The sequence below is a fragment of the Deferrisoma sp. genome (genome assembly GCF_054681715.1).
In genome coordinates this window covers 17,376-37,856 of sequence record NZ_BAAHFQ010000018.1, presented here as the reverse complement: position 1 = coordinate 37,856, position 20,481 = coordinate 17,376, and the positions used below count along the sequence as shown (strand labels likewise).

Annotated in this window: 18 protein-coding genes; 1 reads left to right on the top strand and 17 read right to left on the bottom strand. The window is 70.7% G+C overall.

Annotation, left to right across the window (positions count from 1 at the left end; genetic code table 11):
- Positions 1–119: 119 nt before the first annotated feature.
- The 15 genes from ACY0I8_RS04865 to tilS form a co-directional block, all read right to left on the bottom strand.
- Complete coding sequence (locus ACY0I8_RS04865) at positions 120–857, bottom strand: rhomboid family intramembrane serine protease (protein WP_461393832.1); 738 nt, start codon at positions 855–857, stop codon at positions 120–122.
- Positions 854–2,464, bottom strand: a complete 1,611-nt coding sequence (gene cimA / locus ACY0I8_RS04860; protein ID WP_461393831.1) for a citramalate synthase — start codon at positions 2,462–2,464, stop codon at positions 854–856. The genes ACY0I8_RS04865 and cimA overlap by 4 nt, the downstream gene beginning before the upstream one ends.
- A 491-nt stretch (positions 2,465–2,955) precedes the next feature.
- The gene (locus ACY0I8_RS04855) at positions 2,956–4,188 is read right to left on the bottom strand and encodes an aspartate kinase (protein WP_461393830.1); all 1,233 of its coding nucleotides are present in this window, start codon (positions 4,186–4,188) and stop codon (positions 2,956–2,958) included.
- 1 nt (position 4,189) lies between these two features.
- The gene (lpdA, locus tag ACY0I8_RS04850; RefSeq protein ID WP_461393829.1) at positions 4,190–5,599 is read right to left on the bottom strand and encodes a dihydrolipoyl dehydrogenase; all 1,410 of its coding nucleotides are present in this window, start codon (positions 5,597–5,599) and stop codon (positions 4,190–4,192) included.
- On the bottom strand, positions 5,586–6,101 hold the full coding sequence (gene tsaE, locus ACY0I8_RS04845) for a tRNA (adenosine(37)-N6)-threonylcarbamoyltransferase complex ATPase subunit type 1 TsaE (RefSeq protein ID WP_461393828.1): 516 nt from the start codon (positions 6,099–6,101) through the stop codon (positions 5,586–5,588). Before tsaE ends, lpdA begins: the two co-directional genes overlap by 14 nt.
- Positions 6,098–6,553 (bottom strand): CBS domain-containing protein, encoded by a 456-nt coding sequence (locus tag ACY0I8_RS04840; protein ID WP_461393827.1) that lies wholly within the window; start codon positions 6,551–6,553, stop codon positions 6,098–6,100. Before ACY0I8_RS04840 ends, tsaE begins: the two co-directional genes overlap by 4 nt.
- Positions 6,554–6,653: 100 nt before the next feature.
- Positions 6,654–8,291, bottom strand: coding sequence for an NAD(P)H-hydrate dehydratase (locus ACY0I8_RS04835; RefSeq protein ID WP_461393826.1), 1,638 nt, complete (start codon positions 8,289–8,291; stop codon positions 6,654–6,656).
- 286 nt (positions 8,292–8,577) lie between these two features.
- Entirely contained in the window at positions 8,578–8,970 is a 393-nt protein-coding gene (locus ACY0I8_RS04830) for a holo-ACP synthase (RefSeq protein WP_461393825.1), read from the bottom strand.
- Positions 8,967–9,698, bottom strand: a complete 732-nt coding sequence (locus ACY0I8_RS04825; protein ID WP_461393824.1) for a pyridoxine 5'-phosphate synthase — start codon at positions 9,696–9,698, stop codon at positions 8,967–8,969. Before ACY0I8_RS04825 ends, ACY0I8_RS04830 begins: the two co-directional genes overlap by 4 nt.
- The gene (gene glmM / locus ACY0I8_RS04820; protein ID WP_461393823.1) at positions 9,695–11,062 is read right to left on the bottom strand and encodes a phosphoglucosamine mutase; all 1,368 of its coding nucleotides are present in this window, start codon (positions 11,060–11,062) and stop codon (positions 9,695–9,697) included. The genes ACY0I8_RS04825 and glmM overlap by 4 nt, the downstream gene beginning before the upstream one ends.
- 131 nt (positions 11,063–11,193) lie before the next feature.
- A complete protein-coding gene (locus tag ACY0I8_RS04815) occupies positions 11,194–12,189 on the bottom strand; it encodes a CdaR family protein (protein WP_461393822.1) in 996 nt (331 codons plus the stop codon).
- Positions 12,186–13,001, bottom strand: a complete 816-nt coding sequence (cdaA, locus tag ACY0I8_RS04810) for a diadenylate cyclase CdaA (RefSeq protein WP_461393821.1) — start codon at positions 12,999–13,001, stop codon at positions 12,186–12,188. The genes ACY0I8_RS04815 and cdaA overlap by 4 nt, the downstream gene beginning before the upstream one ends.
- Before the next feature lie 3 nt (positions 13,002–13,004).
- Positions 13,005–14,210: a dihydropteroate synthase gene (gene folP, locus ACY0I8_RS04805; RefSeq protein WP_461393820.1), complete on the bottom strand. Its 1,206-nt coding sequence runs from the start codon at positions 14,208–14,210 to the stop codon at positions 13,005–13,007.
- Between the two features lie 241 nt (positions 14,211–14,451).
- Positions 14,452–16,419 carry an ATP-dependent zinc metalloprotease FtsH gene (gene ftsH / locus ACY0I8_RS04800; RefSeq protein WP_461393819.1) on the bottom strand — a complete coding sequence of 656 codons (1,968 nt, stop codon included), beginning with the start codon at positions 16,417–16,419 and terminating at the stop codon, positions 14,452–14,454.
- A 104-nt stretch (positions 16,420–16,523) separates the two neighbouring features.
- Complete coding sequence (gene tilS / locus ACY0I8_RS04795; RefSeq protein WP_461393818.1) at positions 16,524–17,849, bottom strand: tRNA lysidine(34) synthetase TilS; 1,326 nt, start codon at positions 17,847–17,849, stop codon at positions 16,524–16,526.
- An 83-nt stretch (positions 17,850–17,932) separates the two neighbouring features.
- On the opposite strand from tilS, the gene ACY0I8_RS04790 reads away from it, so the two are divergent.
- Entirely contained in the window at positions 17,933–18,217 is a 285-nt protein-coding gene (locus tag ACY0I8_RS04790) for a PxxKW family cysteine-rich protein (RefSeq protein ID WP_459942792.1), read from the top strand.
- Here the strand turns inward: ACY0I8_RS04790 and ACY0I8_RS04785 are convergent.
- Both ACY0I8_RS04785 and ACY0I8_RS04780 read right to left on the bottom strand, forming a co-directional pair.
- Positions 18,214–18,918, bottom strand: coding sequence for a DUF502 domain-containing protein (locus ACY0I8_RS04785; RefSeq protein ID WP_459942793.1), 705 nt, complete (start codon positions 18,916–18,918; stop codon positions 18,214–18,216). The genes ACY0I8_RS04790 and ACY0I8_RS04785 overlap by 4 nt on opposite strands.
- 372 nt (positions 18,919–19,290) lie before the next feature.
- Positions 19,291–20,481, bottom strand: coding sequence for an amidohydrolase family protein (locus tag ACY0I8_RS04780; RefSeq protein WP_461393817.1), 1,191 nt, complete (start codon positions 20,479–20,481; stop codon positions 19,291–19,293).

Below are 20,481 nucleotides of genomic sequence, written 5' to 3'. Positions count from 1 at the left end.
CCCCACCCGGCCCCGGGGGATTTCGTCCGGCCCAATCTATCACCGAATCGGATCGGGGAAAGCGGGAAGCCCCCGGGCCATCGGGCCCGCGGCAGCGGGGAATCCGGCCGGGGAGGGCGCTACCAGTACTCGTCCACGGTGTCCCAGGGGGAGCGGAGCGTGGGGCGGGTCTTGTGGGGCCGGCGGGGCTTGCCGCCCCCGAGCACGAACACCACGGCCGCCCCGGCCACAAACCCGCCGATGTGGGCCCACCAGGCGATGCCCCCGGCCCCGCCGGCCGCGAGCGAGGCCGTTCCGCTCAGGAACTGGAGGAGAAACCAGAGCCCCAGGAAGAAATAGGCCGGAAGCTCCACGAAGGTGAAAAAGAAGAAGATGGGCAGGAGCGTCACCACCCGGGCCGTGGGGTAGAGCAGGAAGTACGCCCCCATGACCCCGGCGATGGCCCCCGAGGCCCCCACCGTGGGGATGGGGGAGCCCCAGTTGAAAAACAGGTGCAGGAGCGCCGAGGCGACGCCGCAGAACACGTAAAACAGGGCGTACCCCAGGTGACCGAACCAGTCCTCCACGTTGTCGCCGAAGATCCAGAGGGTCCACATGTTCCCCAGGATGTGCATGAACCCCCCGTGGAGGAACATGGAACTGAAGAACGGGACCACCTGCTCCAGGAACCCGAAGTGGACCCGCACCAAGGGGTCGCTGTACCGGGCCGGCACGAGGCCGTAGTGCATGAAGAACCGCTGGAGCCCGGTGGGCCCGAGGCCCAGCTCGTAGAGGAACACCAGGGCGTTCACCCCGATGATGGCGTAGGTGACGTAGGGGGTGCGGCGGTGGGGGATCGTGTCCCGGATGGGGATCACGTCTCACCCCCGGTCGCCGGGGGGCGGAGCCGGCCCGCCTCCTCCTCGCGCATGAGCTTGAACTCGATGGAGTCCACCAACGCCTGCCACGAGGCCTGGATGATGTTCTCGCTCACCCCCACCGTGCCCCAGGTGTCCACCCCGTCGCTCGACTCGATCAGGACCCGTACCTTGGACTCGGTGCCGCCCCCCGAGGTCAGGACCCGCACCTTGAAGTCCACGAGCCGCACCGACCGGATCACCGGGTAGAACTTTTCCAGCGCCTTCCGCAGGGCCGCATCCAAAGCGTTCACCGGGCCGTTCCCCAGGGCGGCCGTGTGCTCGCTCACCCCGTCCACCTTGACCAGGATCGTGGCCTCGGCGATGGGATCCTCGTCGTCCCGGCGCTTTTCGTCGATGACCCGAAACCCCACGAGGTCGAAGAACTTCCGGTGCCGGCCCATGGCCTTTTTAAGGAGCACCTCGAAGCTCCCCTCGGCGCCCTCGTACTGGTACCCTGCGGCCTCCAGGTGCTTCACCCGCTCGAGCACCTTGCGGGCGAGCTCGCTTCCCTCCTCCAGGGGAATCCCCAGCTCCTGGGCCTTGGAGAGGACGTTGGAGCGGCCCGAGAGGTCGGACACCAGGACCCTCTGGACGTTCCCCACGAGGCTCGGGTCGATGTGCTCGTAGGTCAAGGGGTTTCGCCGCACGGCCGACACGTGGACCCCGCCCTTGTGGGCAAACGCGCTGTCGCCCACGAAGGGCTGGTGCTTGTTGTGCTGGAGGTTCGCCAACTCGTCCACGAACCGCGACACCTCGCGGAGCCGCCGCAACCGGTCCATGGAGATGCACGACCGGCCCATCTTGAGGACCAGGTTCGGGATGATCGAGATCAGGTTCGCGTTACCGCACCGCTCGCCGAACCCGTTCACGGTGCCCTGCACATGGCTCACCCCGGCCGTGACCGCCGTGAGACTGTTGGCCACGGCGAGCTCGCCGTCGTTGTGGCAATGGATCCCGAGCACCGCCTCGGGAAACCGGGCCTTGACCTCCCCCACGACCCGGCCCACGTCCCAGGGCAGGGAGCCCCCGTTGGTGTCGCACAGCACCACCACGTCGGCCCCGCCCCGCACGGCCGCCTCCAGGGTCTCGAGGGCGTAGCCCGGGTTCGCCTTGTACCCGTCGAAGAAATGCTCGGCGTCGTAGACGACCTCCCGGCCCTGGGCCTTGAGGTACCGCACCGAGTCCTCGATGAGCTCCAGGTTCTCCTCCAAGGGGATCCGCAGTGCCTCCTCCACGTGGAGGTCCCAGGATTTCCCGAACACCGTCACCACCGGCGTTTCGGCCTCGAGGAGCGCCTGGATGCTCACGTCGTCCTCGGGGGCCACGCCGCTGCGGCGGGTGCTCCCGAAGGCCGTGAGTTTGGCGTTCTGGAGCCGGAGCCGCCGGGCCTCCCGGAAGAACTGGATGTCCCGGGGGTTTGAGCCGGGCCAGCCGCCCTCGATGTAGTGGATGCCCAGCTCGTCGAGTTTCTCGGCGATGCGCAGCTTGTCCTCAACCGTGAACGAGATGTCCTCGGCCTGGGTGCCGTCGCGAAGCGTCGTATCGTAGATCCGGATCATCGGCAATCCCCTCGGGGGAAAAGGCGAGGAGGCTGGGACGCTGGGAGGCTGGGATGCTAGGACGCCAAAATCCTTTGTGATTCCGGCGTCAGCGACCATCCCAACCTGTGGGAGCGGCCGCCGTATCAGGGGCCAGAATTCAGAAGTCAGAGGTCAGAGAAATCCTCTCCTCTGTCGTCTGTCCATTGACACCTGACACGGCCGCTCCGTTGTCGCGGCCTAGGGCCTCCAAGCAACTTCGGCTAGGCGGCTGGGCTGCTCGGCAGCTAGGCGGCTAAGAACATTTGGGATCCCGACGTCATCGAGCCGGCCAACCCGTGGGAGCGGCTGCCGTATCAGGGGCCAGAGTTCAGAAGTCAGAGGTCAGAGAACCCCCTGTCCTCTGTCGTCTGTCCACTGACACCTGACACGGTCTCCGGGGCGGGGTTCCGGCCCCGGTACGCGAACGGGCGGAACCCGGGGGTCCGCCCGTCGGCAGCCGCGCACGGCGCCTGGGGCTATGCCGCGCCGTTTTCCTTGTCGAGCCCGAAGGCGTTGTGGAGCACGCGCACCGCGAGCTCCGTGTACTTCTCCTCCACCACGCAGGAGACCTTGATCTCCGAGGTGGAGATCATGAGCACGTTGATGCCCTCTCGGGCCAGGGTCTCGAACATCTTGGCGGCCACGCCGGCGTGGCTCCGCATGCCCACCCCCACGATCGAGATCTTGGCGATGCCGGTGTCGGCCTCCACGTGGGTGGCGCCGAGCTCCTTGGCCACCGGCTCGATCACGGCCAGGGCCCGCTTGAGGTCGGCCTTGGGCACGGTGAACGTGATGGAGGCCCGCTCACCCTCCCCCACGTCCTGCACGATCATGTCCACCACGATGTTCCGCTCGGCCAGGGCGCCGAAGATCTTCGCCGCGATGCCGGGCCGGTCCGGAACCCCCCGCACGCTCACCTTGGCCTCGTTGCGGTCGTACGCCACACCGGCCACCACCACCTGTTCCATGTCTTCCGTCTCCTCCACCACCCAGGTGCCCTCGTCGTCCGAGAACGACGAGCGCACATGTATCGGCACCTTGTACTTCTTGGCGAACTCCACGGACCGGATCTGGAGCACCTTGGCCCCCACGCTCGCCAACTCCAACATCTCGTCGTAGGAGATGCGTTTGAGCTTCCGGGCGCGATCGCACACGTTGGGGTCCGTGGTGTACACCCCGTCCACGTCGGTGTAGATCTCGCACGCGTCCGCGTTGAGCGCCGCGGCCACGGCCACGGCGCTCGTGTCGGAGCCGCCCCGGCCCAGGGTGGTGATGTTCCCGGTGTTGGGGTCCACCCCCTGGAACCCGGCGATCACCACCACCTTGCCCTCGGCCAAGGCCCTGCGGATCCCGTCGGTTTCCACCTCGGAGATCCGGGCCTTCGTGTGGGCGGCGTCGGTGAGCACCCGGCACTGGAACCCGGTCATCGACACCGCCGGCACCCCCATGGCGTTCAGGGCCATCGAGAGGAGCGCGATGGTCACCTGTTCCCCGGTGGCCAGGAGCACGTCGAGCTCCCGCTCGTCCGGGAGTTCCGCGAGTTCGTGGGCCATCGAAAGCAGCCGGTCCGTGGTGCCCGCCATGGCCGACACCACCACGACCACGTCATGGCCCTCGGACCGGTACCGGGCCACCCGCCGGGCCACGTTGCGGATCCGGTCGAGATCGCCGACCGACGTCCCTCCGTATTTCTGGACGATCAACGCCATATCAGCCCTGCTCCCTCCTACGCCGGGCCATCCGGTGGATGGAGAGCCCCATGGTGTCCTCGCTGGCCTCCAGGATCACCTCGCTGATCGTGGGGTGAACATGGATCGTGGTCACGATGTCGCCCGGGGAGGCCTCCATGCGCATGGCCACCGCGATCTCGCCCACGATGTCGGAGGCGTGGGCCCCCACGATGGTCGCCCCGAGGATCCGGCCCGTGTCCTCGTGGGACAGGATCTTGATGAACCCCTCGGGTTCGCCCATGCACAGGGCCTTGCCGCTCGCGCCAAAGGAGAACCGGCCCACCTTGTAGGGGGTGCCGCTCGCCTTGAGCTCGTCCTCCTTCGCGCCCACCGAGGCGACCTCGGGCTTCGTGAACACGGCGTAGGGCACGATGGAGTAATCCATCCAGTACTTCTTGCCCAGGCTGTTGTGCATGGCCACCAGCGCCTCGCTCGTGGCCACGTGGGCCAGGAGATACTGGCCCACCACGTCGCCCACGGCGTACACCCCGGGCACCGTGGTTTCCATCTCGTCGTTCACCCGGATCCGGCCCCGTTCGTCGGTTTCCACCCCCAGGTCCTCGAGCCCGATCCCCTCGCTGGCCGGCACCCGGCCCACGGCCACAACGGCGCAGTCCGCGAGCACCCGGTCCCCCCCCTCCAGGGCCACGCTGACCTCGGACGAGCCCGCCTCGGCCCCGGCCACCTTGACCCCGGTTCGGATCTCCACCCCCAGGGCCTCGAGGCTCCGGTGCACCGTCCGGGACGCCTCCTTCTCCTCCGTGGCCAGGATCCGGTCCAGGGCCTCGATCACGGTCACCCGGCAACCGAAGGCCGCGAACATGTACGCGAGCTCGCACCCGATCACGCCCCCGCCCACGATCGCGAGCCGCTTGGGGAGGGTCTCGAGGTCCCAGATGGAGTCGCTCGTGTGGATGCGAACCCCGTCGGGCTGGATGCCCGGAAGGCTCGCCGGCCGCGACCCGGTGGCCACGATCACGTTGCGGGCCCGCACCACCCGGCTCGCGCCGTCGGGGGTCCGGACCTGGACGGCGTCGGCCGCGGTGAGCGTGCCCCGGCCCTGCACAACGTCCACGCCGTACCCCTGGAGGAGCTTTTGCACGCCCCCGACGAGGGTGCCCACCACCCGGTTCTTCCGGGCCACGCAGGCCCCCAGATCAAACCCCTCGAACGCCGCGCGGATCCCGAACTCGGCCCCGTTCCGGACCGCCAATACCCGCGAGGCGCTCTCGTAGAACGCCTTCGAGGGGATGCAGCCCCGGTTGAGGCAGGTGCCCCCGAGACTCGCCTCCTCCACCACGCACACCTTGGCCCCCAGCTGCCCGCCGCGGATCGCCGCCACGTACCCGCCCGGGCCTCCCCCCAACACCGCCACGTCATACATCTCCATCGAGAACCTCCCTCCGCAAACGCGCCTCGACCCGCGCCACGACCGCCCGAAGCACGGCCTCACTCGTGGAGCCGGAAGCCGTCATATCGACGTGCCGCACGTCCCCGGCCCCTCCGGGGCAATCGAGCCGCACCATGAGCCGATCCTCCGGAAATTCCGCAAGAAACAAGTCGGGCCATTCTATCACGCACACGTCCGGCCCATACAACACCTCGTCCAGGCCCGCATCGCCCAACGCTCCCCCTTCGGCCAGCCGGTAGAGATCCAGGTGGTGGAGCCCCAGCCGGCCCGCATACACGTTGTGGAGCGTAAAGGTGGGGCTCGTGACCCGTTGCCACCGGGGGCACCCCAACCCCTTGGCGATGCCCTTCGTGAAGACGGTCTTCCCGGCTCCCAGATCCCCCGAAAGCCCCACGACCAGCCCCGGCCGGGCCGCCTCGCCCACGGCCTCGCCGAGGGCCACCGTGTCTTCCGGGCCGTGGGAGACGAAGGTGGCCCTCATCCCCCGCCCATGGCCCGGATCACGTCCACCTTGCCGATCACGCCCACGAGCCGGCCCTCGGCGTCCAGCACGGGCAGGGTGTGGATGTGGCGCTCGGCCATGATCCGGGCCACCTCCTCCACCGGGGTATCCTCGGTCACGGTGACCGGGTCCGGGGTCATGATCTCCTCGACCGTGGTGGCCGCCATGCGCCGGAGCTCCTCCTCGAGCTTCTTGGAGCTTCCCAGCACGATCACCGCGTCGAAGATCGTGATGGCCGTGGGGATGTGGAGCCGCTGGTTCTGATGGAGGAGATCGCTCTCGGTCACCACCCCCCGGAGACTCCCCTTCTCGTCCACCACCGGAAACCCGCTCACCTTTTTCTCGATGAAGAGCCGGCTCAACTCCTTGAGCGGGGTGTCGGGACGCACCGTGAGCACGTCGCGGGTCATGATGTCACGAGCGGTTTTCATCGTTGCTCCTTCGTCGGCTGGGAGGCTGGGACACTGGGCGACTCCCGCGCTGCGGTCCGTCCACCCCGTGGGAGCAGCCGCGGGTATCAGGGATCAGGATTCAGAGGACGGATGTCAGCCCCCCCTGTCCTCTGTCCTCTGTCTTCTGTCTTCTGACACCTGGCACCCCGGCCGGGGGGAACCACCGGTCCCGGCCCGGCGCCGGGGCCGCGGCCGACCCGATCCGGGCCATCGCCTCGGGCAGGCGGGCCAGGAGGTCCCCAGCCATCCGGCCCTCCACGCCCGCCGCGGCGGCCGCGTCGCCGGCCGCCGCGTGGACCCAGGCCCCCAGCCGGGCCGCGTCGGACGGCGCCAATCCCCGCGCCAGGAGCGCCCCGATCACCCCGGCCAGCACGTCCCCCGTGCCGGCCGTGGCCATGCCGGGGTTCCCGGCGGCCACGAGCCAGACCCGTTCCCCGGGCGCCGCCACCAGGGTTCCCGCCCCTTTGAGCACCACCACCGCCCCCGTGCGCTCGACCAGGGCCTTGGCCGCCCCCACCCGGTCGGCCTGCACCTCGGCCGTGGACCGGCCGAGAAGCCGGGCCGCCTCCCCGGGATGGGGGGTAAGCACCCGGTCCGGGCCCAGGCGAGGCGTTCCGGCCGCGGCCAGGAGGTTCAGGGCGTCGGCGTCCACCACGCAGGGGCTCTCCGCCCGCTCCAGGAGCGCCCCCACCAGCCGCCCGGCGTTCTCCCCCGTGCCAAGGCCCGGGCCCACCACCCAGGCGTCGGCGGGCTCCCCCGCCAGCGTCTCCCAGGCCCCGGCCGGCCAGTCGGGCCCCTCGTCCACCGGGTGGGTCATGACCTCCAGGGGCAGCCGGGCCTCGATCCCGAGCCCGCCGGGGGAGGCCACGGTGGCAAGCCCGGCCCCGGCCCGCAGCGCCCCCACCGCCGCGAGCCCGGGCGCCCCGGTCTTTCCCCGACTCCCGCCGACCACCCACACGTGGCCCAGGGTGCCTTTGTGGGCGTCGGGGGGGCGGCACACGAGCCCCGCGAGATCTTCAGGGTCGATCAGGGCGACCTCGGGCCCGACCCGGCCCACCCCGGACCGGGGGATCCCGATGTCCACCACCGCGAGCTCTCCGCGCAGCCCGGCGCCGGGAAACAGGAAGTGGCCCCGCTTGGGCCAGGCGAAGGTCACCGTGAGGTCGGCCCGCACGGCCGCGCCACGAACGGCCCCGGTGTCGGAGTCGACCCCCGAGGGGATGTCCACGCTCACCACCGGCGCCGGTGCCTCGTTCATCCAGCCGATGGCCCGGGCCGCCAACCCCTGGACCTCGGCCCGAAGCCCCGTGCCCAGCACCGCGTCCACGACAAGGGCGGCGCCGCGGACCCGGGCGGCCGCCTCGGCCTCGCACCCCTCGGTCACCTCCACCAGGCACCCGCCCGAGCCCAAAAACGCCCCCAGGTGCACCGCCGCATCCCCGCCGACCCGGTCGCGGGAGCCCAGGAGCACCGCAACCGCGTCGAGGCCGTAGTTTTTCAGGCACCGGGCCACCACGAACCCGTCGCCCCCGTTGTTGCCGCGACCGCACACCACCACGACCGGGCCCCGGCCCGCCTCGGCGGCGAAGCGGTCGAGAAGCGCCCGCACCACCCCCCGGCCGGCCGTCTCCATGAGCACCGGGCCCGGCACCCCGACCTCCTGGATCGTCCAGGCGTCGAGGGCCTTCATCTCTTCGGCAGTCAGAAGTTCGAGCATGGCGTTTCCGGGCTAGGCGGCCGGGCCGCTTGGCGGCTAGGCGGCCAAAAACATTCTAGACTTCGGCGTCATCGGCCATACCACCCTGTGGGAGGGGCTTTCGAGCCGTGGCGCCCCTTCTTTCGGGCCTTCGGCCCGGGCCCCCTCACCCTGCCCCTGTCCCCCCGTGGGGGAGAAAGTGTTCGCCGATGGTACCCCGTGGGGGTGCCGAGTCCCCCCTCCCCTGGAGGGAGGGGGACAGGGGGAGGGGGAACGCGCCTTGCTCCGCCTCGGAGATGGGTCCCCGTCAGCGGCCCGGGCCGGCCTCCCCCTCCAGCACGGCGAAGGCGAGCGCCAGGCCGGCGTCGTGGCTGAGGCTCAGGTGGATCCGGGCGACCCCCAGCGCTTTGGCCCGTCGCCGGGCCCGCCCGTGGAGCCGGACCGCCGGCGGCTGGCCCCGGCCTCCGGTCACCTCCACGTCGGTCCAGCGCACCCCGGCGGACCAGCCGGTGCCCAGGGCCTTCAGCACCGCCTCCTTGGCGGCGAACCGGGCGGCCAGGGACTCGGGGGGCAGCACCGTCCCGTCCCGGCGTTCCTCCCCCGGCCGAAACACCCGCCGCAGGAACCGTTCGCCGTGGCGCTCGAGGGCCGCCGCGATCCGGCGGATCTCCACCAGGTCGGAGCCCACCCCCCGGATCACCGGCGGGCCGCCTCCTCGGCGAGGATCGCCTTCATCTCGGCCACCGCGGCCTGGAGCCCCACGAAGATGGCCCGGCCCACGAGGGAGTGGCCGATGTTGAGCTCCTCCACCTGGGGGATCCGGGCCACCGGCCGCACGTTTCGCACATTGAGGCCATGGCCCGCGTGCACCGCGAGCCCCGCCTCGGCCGCGAGCCGGGCCGCGGTCTGGAGCCGCTCGAGCTCGGCGTCGGCCGCCGGCGTGCCCCAGGCCTCGCAAAACGCCCCGGTGTGGAGCTCCACGGCCCGGGCGCCCGCGCGCACCGAGGCCTCCACCTGCCGGGGTTCCGGGTCGATGAACAGGCTCACCCGGATCCCGGCCGCGGCGAGGGTGTCCACCGCGCGGCGGACCGCCTCGGCCTGGCCGGCCACGTCGAGCCCCCCCTCCGTGGTGATCTCCTCGCGCTTCTCGGGCACCAGGGTCGCCGAGTGGGGCCGCCGGGCCGCGGCGATCCGGAGCATCTCGTCGGTGACGGCCATCTCCAGGTTCACCGGCACGCTGGCCGTGGCCAGCACCCGCTCCAGGTCCTCGTCCTGGATGTGCCGCCGGTCCTCCCGGAGGTGGAGGGTGATCTGGTCGGCCCCCCCGAGCTCGGCCAGCACCACGGCCCACACCGGGTCGGGCTCCCGGATCCGCCGGGCCTGGCGCACCGTGGCCACGTGATCGATGTTCACCCCGAGCCGGATCATGCGGCCTCCTCCCCGATCTCGCGGCGCACGGCCTCGCAGATCTCGGCCGCCATGGCCCGGATCCGGTCCTCGTCGTCCCCCTCCACCATCACCCGGAGTTTGGGCTCGGTGCCCGAGTAGCGCACCAGCACCCGACCGTCCTTGCCGAGTTCGGCCTCCACGGCCCGGATGGCCCTCTGGACCCCCGGCAGGTTTTCCACCGGCCGCTTTTCCCGCACCCGCACGTTCTGGAGCACCTGGGGCACGGCCTCCATCACCCGGGCGAGTTCGGAGAGGGGCTTCCCCGAGCCCACCGCCACCGCCAGGAGCTGGAGCGCGGCCAGAACCCCGTCGCCCGTGGTGGCGTGATCGAGGAAGATGAGGTGCCCGGACTGCTCGCCCCCGAAGTTGTACCCGTCGACCCGCATCCGTTCCACCACGTACCGGTCCCCCACCTGGGTGCGCACGAGCCCGAGGCCCACCTCGGCGAGCGACCGCTCCAGGCCCAGGTTGCTCATGACCGTGGCCACCACGGCCCCGCCCTTGAGCCGGCCCCGGGCCTGGAGGTCCCGGGCGCAGATCGCCATGATGTGGTCCCCGTCCACCTCGTTTCCGTGCTCGTCCACCACGATCACCCGGTCGGCATCCCCGTCGAGGGCGATTCCCAGGTGGGCACCCCGGGCCCGCACCTCCTGGGCCACGCATTCGGGGTGGAGACTCCCGCACCCGGCGTTGATGTTGGATCCGTCGGGATGGATCCCGATCGGGATCACCTCGGCGCCGAGCTCCTCGAACACGGCCGGGGCCACCCGGTAGGCGGCGCCGTTCGCGCAGTCCACCACGATCCGGATCCCCTCGAGGGTGAGGTGGGAGGGGAAGGTGCTTTTCAGGTACACCACGTACCGGCCCACCGCGTCGTCCACCCGGAACGCCTTGCCCACCTCCTCGGCGGTGGGGCGCACGTGATCGAGTTCCCCGTTGAAGAGGTGGGCCTCGATCTCGGCCTCCACCTCATCGGGCAACTTGAAGCCGTCGCGGTCGAAAAATTTGATGCCGTTGTCCTGATACGGGTTATGGGAGGCCGAGATCACCACCCCGGCGTCGGCCCGCATGCTCGAGGTGATGAACGCGATCCCCGGGGTGGGCAGCGGGCCCACCAGCAGAATGTCGACCCCCATCGAACAGATTCCCGAGGCGAGGGCGTTTTCGAGCATGTAGCCCGAAAGCCGCGTGTCCTTGCCGATCACGATCCGGTGGCGGCCGCTTTTGCGCTCCTTGAACACGTGGGCCGCGGCCCGGCCCAACCTGACCATCATCTCGGCGGTCATGGGCTCGATGTTGGCGACGCCCCGGATTCCGTCCGTTCCGAACAATCTCCGTCCCATTGCCCCGTCCTCCTGCACAGCCGACGGCTGGAAGGCTAGAAAACCGGAAAGCTAGAAAGCTGGAAAGCAGAACGCCTCAAACCCAAAGGGGGCACGATCGGGAGCCTGCCCCCGCCCCGTCACGGCGGACCTCATTCCGGCGCGACGGGGGGTTGTCCCTCTGCGGCGGATTCGGCCGGTGCCGAGCGTATGGTCTCCTCCTGCGGTTCCCCGGGCGCCTCCGACGGCGGTTCCACGATGCGCTCCACCGTGTTGGGGGCGACCTCCACCACCTCTACGGAGGCCGGGGCCTCCACCACCACGCGGACCGGGCCGGGGCCCCCCGGCTCGGCCCGCACCCGGATGTCCTCGGGCACGATCCGGGCCACCGCCCGGACCGGCCCCCGGATCTTGACCCGAACCGCTGGGGGCACGAGGGTGCCCCCTTCGGGCCCTGCGGAAACCGGAATCCCGAGAAACTCCCGCTCCGCCACGACCTCCCGGATCGCCACGGTGACCTTCACGCTGGTCGCGTCCAGGGGCCGGATCGTGGGATCGGGGAACGCGAGCCCCACGGGGCGGGTGAGCCCCCCGGTGGCCCCCGCGACGTCCACCGGTTCGGTGGGCACTTCTGTCAGGGCGCGAAGGGCGCGCTCGGCCCCGCTCACCCGCACCTCGGCGGGCTCGGCCTCCACGGACACGACCTCGAACCCCTCGGCCGGACTTCCCCGGAGCCGCGGCTTCACCCGCACGGTCTTCTCCACCCGGCGATCCACGTCGACCGTGATCACCGACGGGGAGATGTACGTCACGTCGACGCCCCGGGGCAGGTTGAGCCGCGAGGGCAGAATCTCGAACGAGCTGATCCCCGGCTGCACCCCCTCCAGATCGAGGGACACCCGTAGCTTCGCCGGATCAATGGCGGCCAGGAGGGTCCGGGGCCCGTTGACCCGGACCCGGATCGCCTCGGGCACGGGGCTCACGACCACCCGGTCGGAGGGGATGCCGGTGAGCTCCAGGGGAACCGTGAGGCTCACCTCGCTTCGCTTCTCCCCCACCACGAACATCCACAGGAGCACCGCAAACCCCAACGACAGGAGCTTGAGGCCCCAGTTCTCGGTCAGCCACGCCCGCCAACTGAGCCTCAAGGCCGGACCTCCGCGCGCCGGACCTTCGCCTTGGCCTTCTCGCCCCGGGCGGCCGCCTCCCCCACCCGGAACAGATTGAGGAGCACCTTGCGCAGGGTGGCGCCGTCGAGGTCCCGGGTCACCCGGCCGTTCACGGCCACGGAGATCGCCCCCCTCTCCTCGCTCACCACGATCACCACGGCGTCGGTCTCCTCGGTGAGCCCGATGGCCGCCCGGTGCCGGGTGCCGAAGTCCTTGTCCAGGTCGGACCGGGTGGTGAGCGGCAGCAAGCACCCCGCCCACAGGATCCTCCGGCCCCGGACCACCACGGCGCCGTCGTGGATCGGGGAATAGGGCAGGAAGATGGCCTGGAGCAGCTCCCGGCTTACAAGGGCGTCGAGCGCCACCCCCTTCTCCACCTGGTCGTCGAGCCGGGTGTCGCGCTCCAGCACGATCAGGGCCCCGATCCGCTTGTTCGCGAGGCTCACGGCGGCGCGCATCAACTCCTCGATCACCGCGGCCTCCTGGGCCCCCTCGCGGCCCCCCAGGAACGGGTTCATGCCCACGTGGGCCAGGGCCCGGCGGATCTCGTTTTGGAAGAGCACCACGATCACGAGGATGATGGACGAGAGGAAGGCGTTCAAAAGCCAGTGCAGGGTGAAGAGCTCGAACACCTGGCTCCCCACGTAGGCGACGACCAGGATCGCGAGCCCGACCAGGATCTGCAGCGCACGGGTCCCCTTGAGCAGGAGGAAAATCCGGTAGATCACGAACGCCACGAGCAGGATGTCCACCACATCCTGCACCCGCAGCCCGCTCAAGAGGTCGAGCAACCGTCACTCCTCTTCGGCGCTACACACCGCCCACGCCAGATCCGCCGCGCGCCGGGTGGCGCGCACATCGTGGACCCGCAGGATCCGGGCGCCCCCGGCCACCGCCAGGACCGCCGCGGCCAACGAGCCCTCCAGCCGGTCCTTGGGATCGTCGATGCCCAGGGTCTTCCCGATGAAGGATTTGCGGCTCGCGCCCACCAGAATGGGGCATCCCAGCGACCGGAACTCCCCGAGCCGTCGAAGGAGCACCAGGTTCTGGCCTGCGCTCTTCCCGAACCCGATCCCCGGATCGATCCAAACCCGGCTCCGGTCCACCCCGGCCTCGACGGCCCGGTCGACGCTTTCCTCGAGCGCCCGGAAGATCTCGCCCACGAGGTCGTCGTACGTGGTGTCGGACTGCATGGTGCGGGGATCGCCCCGCATGTGCATGACCACGAGGCCCGCCCCGGTCTCCGCCACCGCCCGGGCCATCTCGGGGTCCATCCGAAGCCCGCTCACGTCGTTGACGATGGCGGCGCCCGCGTCCACGGCCTTCCGGGCCACGGCCGCCTTATACGTGTCGACCGAGATCGGCACCCCCACCCGGTGGGCCAGGTGTTCGATCACGGGAAGGACCCGGCGCTCCTCCTCGTCCTGGGACACCAGCGGGGCGCCGGGCCGGGTGCTCTCGCCGCCCACGTCCAGGAGGTCGGCGCCCTCCTCCACCATGGCAAGGGCCCGTTCCAGGGCGGCGTCGCGGTCGAAGAACTCGCCCCCGTCCGAGAACGAATCGGGGGTGACGTTGAGGATGCCCATCACCAGGGGCCGGGCTTCGAGGCGGAGCGTCCCGCCGTGCCAGCGGAACTCCACGGGCTCCCCGGCCCCCAGCAGCGCCTGGAGCTCGTCTGCCAACCGCTTGAGCCCGAACGGTTGGGGCCGGAGCTTCCGAACGAGCCGGCGCACTTGCTTCCGGGTCCCCAGGATGATCGCGTCGGACCGCTCGGCCGAGCAGTTCACCACGCCCCGGGCCACGGCGGCATCGCCCCCCAGGGAGAGCATCTCCTGCTTCAGGATGTTCGCCGCCGGGGACCTCAGGCCCTCGACCCGGATCGCCAGGAACCCGGCCTTGTCGATCATCCGCGCCACCCCGGCCGCGTCGGCCCCCACCCGTTCCAACTCGGCCCGGGCCCGCTCGGGTTCCGTCAGATCCATGATGCGCAAGTGGTACACGGGAGACTTCCTCCTGGCTAGGCGGCTAGGCGGCTAGGCGGAAAAATCCTTTGAATACCCACAAGCGCCGGTTCGGCAACGGTCTCCCGGGGCCCGCGGCTCCGCCGACGGGGTTTCGGTCCGTGTCGGGGCCGAAGTCGCTCCCCCGCCCCGGGGCCCGCGGGAGCACGCGCCTCCAGGTGGCCCGAGCGTCCCGGTCCTCTCCGCGTCCTCCGTGGTTCCCCGACGGTTCCCTTGCCCCCTAGCCGAACAGCTCGGGCTGGCGGGGGTCCTTTGGAGGTCGTGTGCGGCCCGCTTCCTTTGTTTCGGCCGGAGACGACCCGGGCTTCTCCTCGCCGCCCCCTCCGCCGCCCGAGTCGGGCCCTCCCCCTTCCCCGCCGCCGGATCCTTGCTCCGAAGCCGGGGCGGCGCCCACGATCGCCTGGATCTCGTCGGCCACCAGCACCTCCCGCTCCAGCAGCGCTTTTGCCAGCGCGTCCAACCGATCCCGGTTTTCGGAGAGCAGGGTGCGGGCCCGCTCCAGGTTCTCCCGCACGATCCGCTTGACCTCCTCGTCGATCTCCTCGGCCGTGCGCTCCGAGTAGTCCCGGTGGGTGGCGAGCTCCTTCCCGAGAAAGATCTGCTCCTCCTCCCTGCCGAAGGTGAGCGGCCCGAGGCGGTCGCTCATGCCCCATTTGCACACCATGCGCCGGGCGATCTCGGTGGCCTTCTCGATATCGTCCCCCGCCCCCGTCGTGAGGTGCCCCACGGCGAGCTCCTCGGCGGCCCGTCCCCCGAGGAACACCGCGATGCGATCGAGCAAGTACTCCCGGGTGTAGGTGTGGCGCTCGTCGATCGGGAGCTGCTGGGTCACGCCCAGCGCCCGGCCCCGGGGGATGATCGAGACCTTGTAGATGGGATCGGCATTGGGGAGCATCATCGCCACGAGCGCGTGGCCGGCCTCGTGGTAGGCGGTGTTCCGGCGCTCCTCCTCCGAGAGCACGAGGCTCCGGCGCTCGGCCCCCATCAGCACCTTGTCCTTCGCCTTCTCGAAGTCGTCCATGCCGACCTTATCCTTGCCCTGGCGGGCGGCGGCCAGGGCGGCCTCGTTCACCAGGTTCTCCAGGTCGGCCCCGCTGAACCCCGGGGTACCCCGGGCGAGCGTCTCCAGGTCCACGTCTTCGGCCAGGGGAACGTCCTTCACGTGGACCTTGAGGATCCCCTCCCGGCCCCGCACGTCGGGCCGGGGGATCACGATCTGCCGGTCAAACCGGCCGGGCCGCAGGAGCGCCGGGTCGAGGACATCGGGCCGGTTCGTGGCGGCGATCAGGATCACCCCCTCGGACGACTCGAACCCGTCCATCTCCACCAGGAGCTGGTTGAGGGTCTGCTCGCGCTCGTCGTGGCCGCCCCCCAGGCCGGCGCCCCGGTGGCGGCCCACCGCGTCGATCTCGTCGATGAAGATGATGCAGGGGGCGTGCTTTTTAGCCTGGACAAAGAGGTCGCGGACCCGGCTTGCCCCCACCCCCACGAACATCTCCACGAAGTCCGATCCGGAGATCGAGAAGAACGGCACCCCGGCCTCGCCGGCGATGGCCTTGGCGAGCAGCGTCTTCCCCGTGCCCGGAGGGCCCATGAGGAGCACGCCCTTGGGGATGCGGCCGCCGAGCTTCGTGAACTTCTTCGGGTTCTTGAGAAACTCGATGATTTCCTCGACCTCCTCCTTGGCCTCGTCGATCCCGGCCACATCGGCGAAGGTCACCTTGGTCTCGTCGGGGGTGAGCATGCGGGCGCGGCTCTTGCCGAAGCTCAGGGCCTTCCCCCCACCCGCCTGCATCTGGCGCATGAAAAAGATCCACACCCCGATCAAGAGGAGCATGGGGAACCAGGAGATCAAGATCGTAACGTACCAGGGGGAGTCCTTTTCGGGCTTCGCCGTGATGGCCACCCCGTTCTCCCGAAGGATCCGCACGAGATCCGGGTCGTCCGGCCGGTAGGTCCGAAACGGGGTCTGGTCGGTCATGACCCCCTGGACCTCGCGTCCTTGGAGCACGACCTCGCTCACCTGGCCGGTTTCGACCGCCTCCAGGAAATCGGAGTAGGTGATGTTCCTCTGAACCGTCTGATTCCCGGGGAACAACTGGAACAACAGGAGCAACACGAGGAGGATGAGCAACCACAGGGCCAGGTTGCGAAAGAACGGCCGCTGGGGCCGGGTCGCGATCGACATCCGGTACGACTCCAAGTCTGCAGGAACAGGGAAAACGAATCGGGGAGAACGCTGAAACTTAGCACAGGGGCCGGCGCTCCAACAACGGATTTCGCCCTCCGGACTCAGGAAGTCACGAGACGGATCCAGGCCGGGCCGTCCTCGGCCCCGGCCCAGAACCAGGGCCCCAGGAGGCCGAAGATCCCCCCCCCATCCTCGACCACCCAGGTTTCGTCCCGGCGCCACGAAGGGATGCGCGCCTCCATGAGCAGGTCCTTGACCTTGGCGGTCCGGCCGCCCCGCTCGAACCGATCTCCCGGCAACCGGGGGCGGAGCCTCACGCCGCCGGCGCCCCGGCCGGCAGGAACGGCCACGGCTGGCGCCTCCGGCCGTGGCCCAGCGGCCCACACGACCTCGCACCGGCCGCCTGTCCAAGCGCGCGCCCCCGGCCCGGCCAACTCCAGGGTAGGAATTCTCGGCTCCGGCCGCCGGGGGAGGAACCAGAGGTCCCCGAAGCACCGGCACACGGCCGCTGGGCCCGGGACAGGGACCCACCGTTCCCGGCCGGCGGCCCCGAGAAGGCGGTCGATCGCCTCGAGGTGCCCGAGGTCCAGAAGGGCGGGATCCGCCCCGACCCGGACCCAGGCGGCGAGGTAGACGCGAAACCGGACCGCGTCGGGCAGTTCCGTCAGGTCCCCGACGGGGAACCGCCATCCCTCGGGTTCCCGAACGGCGAACCGCTCCACCCAGTCCCGGGCCCACCCCGAGAGCACCCGATCGTCCCGGGCGATGAGGCCGGCCGAACGAAGGAGCGCCCCCTTGGCCCCGGGCCGCACCGCTTCCAGGAGCGGCAGCACCTCCTGCCGCAACCGGGCCCGGGCGAACCGGGGCGAGAGGTTCGACGGGTCCTCGCGCCACCGCCATCCGCACGCGACGGCCACCCCCTCCAGGTCCCGCCGCCAGATTCCCAGGAGGGGCCGCAGGAACGGCGGGGACCATTCGGCCATCCCCCCGAGCCCCCGCGGCCCAGCGCCCCGGATCAGCCGAAACAGCACGGTCTCGGCCTGGTCGTCGGCGTGGTGCGCCAGCGCCACGCACCCGAGGCCCAGGGCCTCCCGTTCCCTCTTCAGGAACGCCCGTCGCTCGGCCCGGGCCCAGGCGTGGAGGTTTCCCCGGCGGCTCCCGGGGTCGAGCCGCCGATACCGGAACGGGAGCCCGAGCTCGGCCGCCAGGTCCCGGCAGAACGCGGCGTCCTCGGCCGACTCGGGGCGCAGGGCGTGGTCCACGTGGGCCAGTGCCACCGGCCCCAGGCCCTCGGGTGCCAACTCGGCGACCAACCGGGCCAGGCACGTCGAGTCGAGCCCCCCCGACACGGCCACCAGGGCCCCCCGGCCCCACAGACCGTGCCGCCGGAACGCCCGCTCCACGGTCTGGCGCAGAAACGTTGACACGTTCTCGCCGTCCGGAGTAGAGTTTCGCACTTTCGTGAATCCGCCGGCCGTAGGCGCCGGAACCCTAGAGGAGGTACGCCGCCATGCTCTGCCAGACGATCAAGAAGGACAAAGACTGCTTTTTCTGGGGCGCCCAGGGCTGCACCTTCCCCGGCGGGGAGTGCCGGCCCGTGGTGGAGAAGTGCGAGGGTTGCGCCCGGATCGAGGAGTGGCCCACCGGCAAATACTGCTCCGCCTACCCGGCCCCGGCCAAGCAGTGGGCCCTCGGCCTTTGCAACATGGCCACGCACATCAAGATCGAGGAAGAGAAGACCCAGAAGATGCTGAACCCCCTGAAGGCCAGCAAGCGGAAGGCCGCCGGCCGCTAGGCCGACGGGGTCGGTTCTCTGCTCGGCGCCTCAGAGGCCCGCCCGGAAGGGCGGGCTTTTGTCGTCTCAGGGGTCTCCCACCCCACCATGCCCGCGCTCATGATCAGCTTGAACGCCTGCTCCACCGTGATCTGGAGCGGCACAGCGTCCTCCTCCGGCACCAGGAGGTAGTATCCCGACGTGGGGTTCGGGGTGGTGGGCACGAACACATTGAGCACCCGCTGGGGAGTGCGGGTCTGGACCTCCCCCTTGCTCAAGCCCGTCACGAACCCGATGCTGTAGAGTCCCTTGCGGGGGTACTCCACCAGGACCACCCGGTGGAACTTGTCGCTTCGGGCGTCGATCAACTGCTGAAGAAGCTGCTTCACCGCCTGGTAGAACGCACGTACCACCGGGATCCGGTCGAGGATCCGCTCGTAGGCCCTCACCACGCTGTGCCCGAACAAGTTCGCGCTCAGGAACCCCACGACCTGGATGAAAAGGAGCGTGAGGATCACCCCCAACCCGGGGATCCGGAACCCCAGGTAGGTCTCGGGCAGGAACCGCTCCGGCACGAGCGCCAGGATCCGGTCGGCCCACCGCACGATGGCGGCCACCACGTAGAAGGTAAGCCCCAGGGGCACGATGACCAGGAACCCGGCGATGAAGTTTCGCCGGATCCGGTCCCGCAGGTATCGCACCAACCGTGCAAACCAGCCCACGCGGCCTCCGTGTCAGGGGTCAGAATTCGGAGGACAGAGGTCAGAAAACCCCTGTCCTCCGTCCTCTGTCTTCTGGCACCGGCGCATCGCCCCCGGTTCGGGGGGCAAGGGGCCTCCCGGAGAGCCGGGTGCGGCCCCCGCAAAAAGCCGCGCAGTGCCTCCGTCGCTCGCACCACGAACCCGCCGCGTCTGGGCGGCTAGGCGGTGAAACAACCGCCTGGGGCCTGGGCTGCGCGGCGGCTCGGGTGCCGGCACTCGCGCCCGGCCGGAGGGAGGCCCCTTGCCCCGCCCGCCGGCGCGTATGCCGGCCGTTGCCCAGCCGGAAACATGCGGGCACACCCGCCGGAACCGTGAGGCCCCCCGAAACTGCAGCTACACCGCCTCGCCGTCGAGCCACAGGGCCTCGACGCGGCCTCCCCCCAGCACGGTCTCCCAGGGGTCGCGGCCCTCCAAGGGGACCGCCATCATATCAGCCCGCGCCCCCGGGGAGAACCGGCCAACCCCGGCCCCCAGGCCGAGCACCTCGGCACCGCCCCGGGTGGCGACCCGGACGGCCTCCTCGGGGCTCCAGCCGTAGTCGTCCACCGCGGCGGCCGCATCGGCCCGCAGATCCAGATCCCCGGACGAAAGCACGCTGTCGGTGCCGAGGGCCACCGGGACGCCTGCGTCCAAGAACGCCCTTCCCGGCGCGGCCCGCCCCGACAGCCGGCGGTTGCTCCGGGGGCACAGCACCACCCCGGTGCCGCTCCGGGCAAGGACCTCCACGTGACGGCGCTCCACGTGGACGGCGTGCACCACGATCGCTCCCGGCCGGAGGATCCCCAGGCGGTCGAGCCAGTCCACGGGGTGGAGCCCCGGCGCGGGCGGCGGGGCGAGCCCCAGGGTCTCGTACAGGGTGTCCCGGATGGGCCCCGTTCCCTCCCGGCAAAACTCGACCTCGGCGGCGGTTTCCGCCAGGTGCACCATGAGCCGGGCCCGACCGGCCACCCGGCGGAACCCCTCGGCGCACACCGTGTACGGGGCGTGGGGCGAAACGCCCCACGCCCGACCTCCGCAGGCCGTCTCGAGCCGTTCCAGGCCCGCCCAAGCGGCCGGCAGGTGCTCGTCGTGGGCCGCGATCAGTTCGGGGAAGGCGAGGATCCGAGGACCGCCCACCGGGTACCCCTGGGCCGTTTCCGACCGGGTCACCACGTCGGCGACCCACCCCTGGCCGGCCCCCAGGCAGGCCTCGGCGCCGGCCGCCGCCGCCCGGGCCCACCGGGCGGGGGGGGCCGCCCGTTTTTCCGCGATGACCCCGAGCACCCACTCCGCGAACCCGGGCGCCACGGGCGGCCGGAGCCCGGTCAGCTCCAGATGGGCGTGGGCGTTCACCAGGGGCGGCAGGAGTACGAATCCCGGCAGATCCACCCGCTCGGCGGCCCCGGCCTCCTGGGCGACGTCCTCGTGTTTGCCGATCTGGCGGATCGTGCCCCCCTCCACGAAAACGGCCCCGCCCTCCAGGGCGGGGCCGTCCATCGTCAGCACCCACGATGCCGAGAACACCCTCCGGTCCGAGGGGTTCAT